Genomic DNA, 2,878 nt, shown 5'->3' with positions numbered 1-2,878 from the left:
GTCCATCCCGCTCTCGAAGCGCTTCATCGAACCGAACAACCCCAAGCTCGATCCGCCCTCCATGGGCCGCCACGGCCTGCCCGATGAACTCTGGGGCCAGACCTACATCGGCAAGGCCCTGCACGGTGCCGCCGATCTGCTCGCACAGCGCCCCACCGGCGACCGCATGCTCATCCTCATGACCGATGGCGAAAGCAGCGACATCAATCCGCCGCTCGATGCCGCGGTCATCGAGCACCTGCGGTCAGAAAAGATCACCGTCTTCACGATCATGCTCACGGGCGACAAGATCTCCGAGCCCCTCATCAACATCACCCGCGCCACCGGCGGCGAAGTCTTCAACGCCGTCACACCCGAGGCGTTGGTGAGCGTCTTCAAGAGCATCGACGAGATGAAAAAAGTCGTCGTGCTGGAGAAGCGCCCGCACGTCATCGACTTCTACGATCCCTTCTTCATCCCGGCGCTCAGCGTGCTCGGCGTGAGCGTGCTGGCGCTGTTCGGACTGCGGTTCACGCCGTGGTAGGATCGCCGCATTTCGTACACTCTTTGTCGTGGCAATGATCCGCTGTGGCTGCGATAGAACCAGCCACCATGAAATCCGCCGCTGTCGTTAACTTTGCGCCCGAAAAAGGCTCCGTCGAAATCCGTGAGATCGAAAAGCCCACCATCGGAGCCGAGGACGTGCTCCTCGAAGTCGCCAATGTCGGCGTCTGCGGCTCTGATTTGCATCAGTGGACAGCGGATCACTCCTGGCCGGTGAATTACCCGGTCGTGCTCGGTCATGAGTTCGGCGGCCACATCATCGAAGTCGGCAAAGACGTGGAAGGCTGGAAGGAAGGCGACCGTGTCGTCTCCGAAACCGCAGCGATCATCTCAAAAGACAATCCCATGACCCGTCGCGGCCTCTACAACCTCGACAGCACGCGCAAGGGCTTCGGCTACGGCGTGAACGGCGCGATGACGAAGTATGTGCGCGTGCCCAGTCGCATTTTGCATCATGTGCCGGATCATCTGCCCTTTGAGCAGGCCTGCCTCACCGAGCCATGTTGTGTCGCTTACAATGCCGTCGTCAAAAATGCTCGCATCGAGCCCGGCGACCGCGTTGTTGTTCTTGGGCCAGGCACCATCGGTATTCTTTGCGCAGCGATGGCGAAGCAATGCGGTGCTCAAGTCGCCATCGTCGGCTTGCAGCAGGATGCGCATCGTTTGGAACTGGCCCGCAAGCACTACGGCTGCGAGGTCATCATCGGCGATGCCAAGCCCTGGGCCATGGAGCGCGACGGACTCGGCTGCGACGGCGTCATCGACGCCGCAGGTGCCAGCGTCACGCTCAAGATCGCGCTCGACATCGTCCGTCCCGCTGGCTGGATCAGCAAAGTCGGCTGGGGGCCGCAACCGCTCGGCTTTAACCTCGATCAGCTCGTGCAGAAGAACATCACGCTGCAAGGCAGCTTCAGCCACAACTGGCCGATCTGGGAGCGTGTCATCGCCTTGCTCAGCAGCGGCCAGTTCGACGTGAAACCCATTATCGGCGGCGTCTGGCCAGTGACCGAATGGCACGAAGCCTTTGAAAAGATGCACAAGGGCGAGGTCGTGAAGAGCGTGCTGCGGCCGGTGTGACTTTGGTGAAGGTTCGTATCTTGTGGGGCGTTATTCACGCCCCATGAAACTCATTCTGCCGATCCTCCTTCTCGCCACTGCTGCTTTTTCTGCCGACTACCCGCGTGTCATTTTCTCCGACGATTTCGCCGCCGAAGGCTTCGGCAAGGCCTGGGGGCACTATAAAAGCTCCAGCGTCGTGAAGGATGGCGTGCTCGTCGGAATCACCGCGCCGACTTCTGATCATTCCGCCGTCGATAACATCCGCATCGACGGCGAGCGCGATCTCGAAGTCAGCGTGAAGTTCCGCTTCGTCAGCGACAAGGCCAAGAGCTTCAACGTCTGGTTTGACGACAAGAACCACAAAGGTTCCCACGCCGGGCACATCTGCCAGGCCACCATCAGCCCGACGAGCGTGAACCTCGCCGACGCCAAGACCGGCGGCTTCGACCTCGCCAACGGCCTTTACGACCGCAAAAAGGCCAACCAGCTCACCGACGACGAAAAGAAGATGCTCGCATCGAAGACGACGAAGTTCCCGGTCAAGCTCAGCCTCCAAGACTGGCACACCCTCGTCGTGCAGACGAAAGGCGATGAGATCAGCGTCACCATCGACGGCAAAGCCATCGGCTCCTTCAAGTCCTCAGGCATCGCGCATGACACCAAATCGCTCATCAGCCTCACCACGAACGCTGTGGACGTGGAATACGACGACTTTAGCATCAAAGGCGTGGTGAAGCCCTGAGTCACGGGACGCATTTCGCACAGACTTTGTCGTGGTGAAACATCGGCTGGCCTCGTTATGCTTGGATCATGCGCCTCGAAAACAAAGTCATCATCATCACTGGAAGTGTCACCGGCATCGGCAAGGCCATCGCGAAGCGTTGCGTCGCGGAAGGCGCGCGGGTGCTCATCCACGGGCTTGAGCAAGACCTAGGCGATCAAACCATCGCCGAACTCGGCGCGGACAAGGTCGTGCTCGTGATCAAAGACCTCGCTGAGGAGGATGCGCCGCAACTGCTCGTCGAGAAGGCTGTGGCCGCGTTTGGCAAAATCGACGCCGTGGTGAACAACGCGGCGCAAGTCGGCCTCGGCAACATTCACGACACGGACGCCAAATGGTTCCGCCGTATGCTCGAAATCAACTGCGTGGTGCCTTACCTCCTCATCCGTGCTGCGTTGCCGCATCTCCGCGAGTCGCACGGCAGTATTATCAACATCGGCAGCGTCAACGCTTACAGTGGTGAGCCCAATTTGATGCCCTACAGCGTCTCAAAAG

Annotated in this window: 4 protein-coding genes; all 4 read left to right on the top strand. The window is 59.9% G+C overall.

The annotated features are described in order from the left end of the window. The coding region (locus ACKVY0_RS12910; protein ID WP_409215236.1) for a vWA domain-containing protein at nt 1–523 on the top strand (523 nt) is incomplete at its 5' end. 68 nt (nt 524–591) lie between these two features. After that, nucleotides 592–1,620 carry a zinc-binding dehydrogenase gene (locus ACKVY0_RS12905; protein WP_409215235.1) on the top strand — a complete coding sequence of 343 codons (1,029 nt, stop codon included), beginning with the start codon at nt 592–594 and terminating at the stop codon, nt 1,618–1,620. Nucleotides 1,621–1,663: 43 nt separating this feature from the next. Then, nucleotides 1,664–2,344, top strand: a complete 681-nt coding sequence (locus ACKVY0_RS12900; RefSeq protein WP_409215234.1) for a family 16 glycoside hydrolase — start codon at nt 1,664–1,666, stop codon at nt 2,342–2,344. A 68-nt stretch (nt 2,345–2,412) separates the two neighbouring features. Further along, the coding region (locus ACKVY0_RS12895) for an SDR family NAD(P)-dependent oxidoreductase (RefSeq protein WP_409215233.1) at nt 2,413–2,878 on the top strand (466 nt) is incomplete at its 3' end.

This window comes from Prosthecobacter sp. (assembly GCF_046154365.1).
Classification (GTDB): domain Bacteria; phylum Verrucomicrobiota; class Verrucomicrobiia; order Verrucomicrobiales; family Verrucomicrobiaceae; genus Prosthecobacter.
This window is presented reverse-complemented; position numbering and strand designations above follow the sequence as displayed.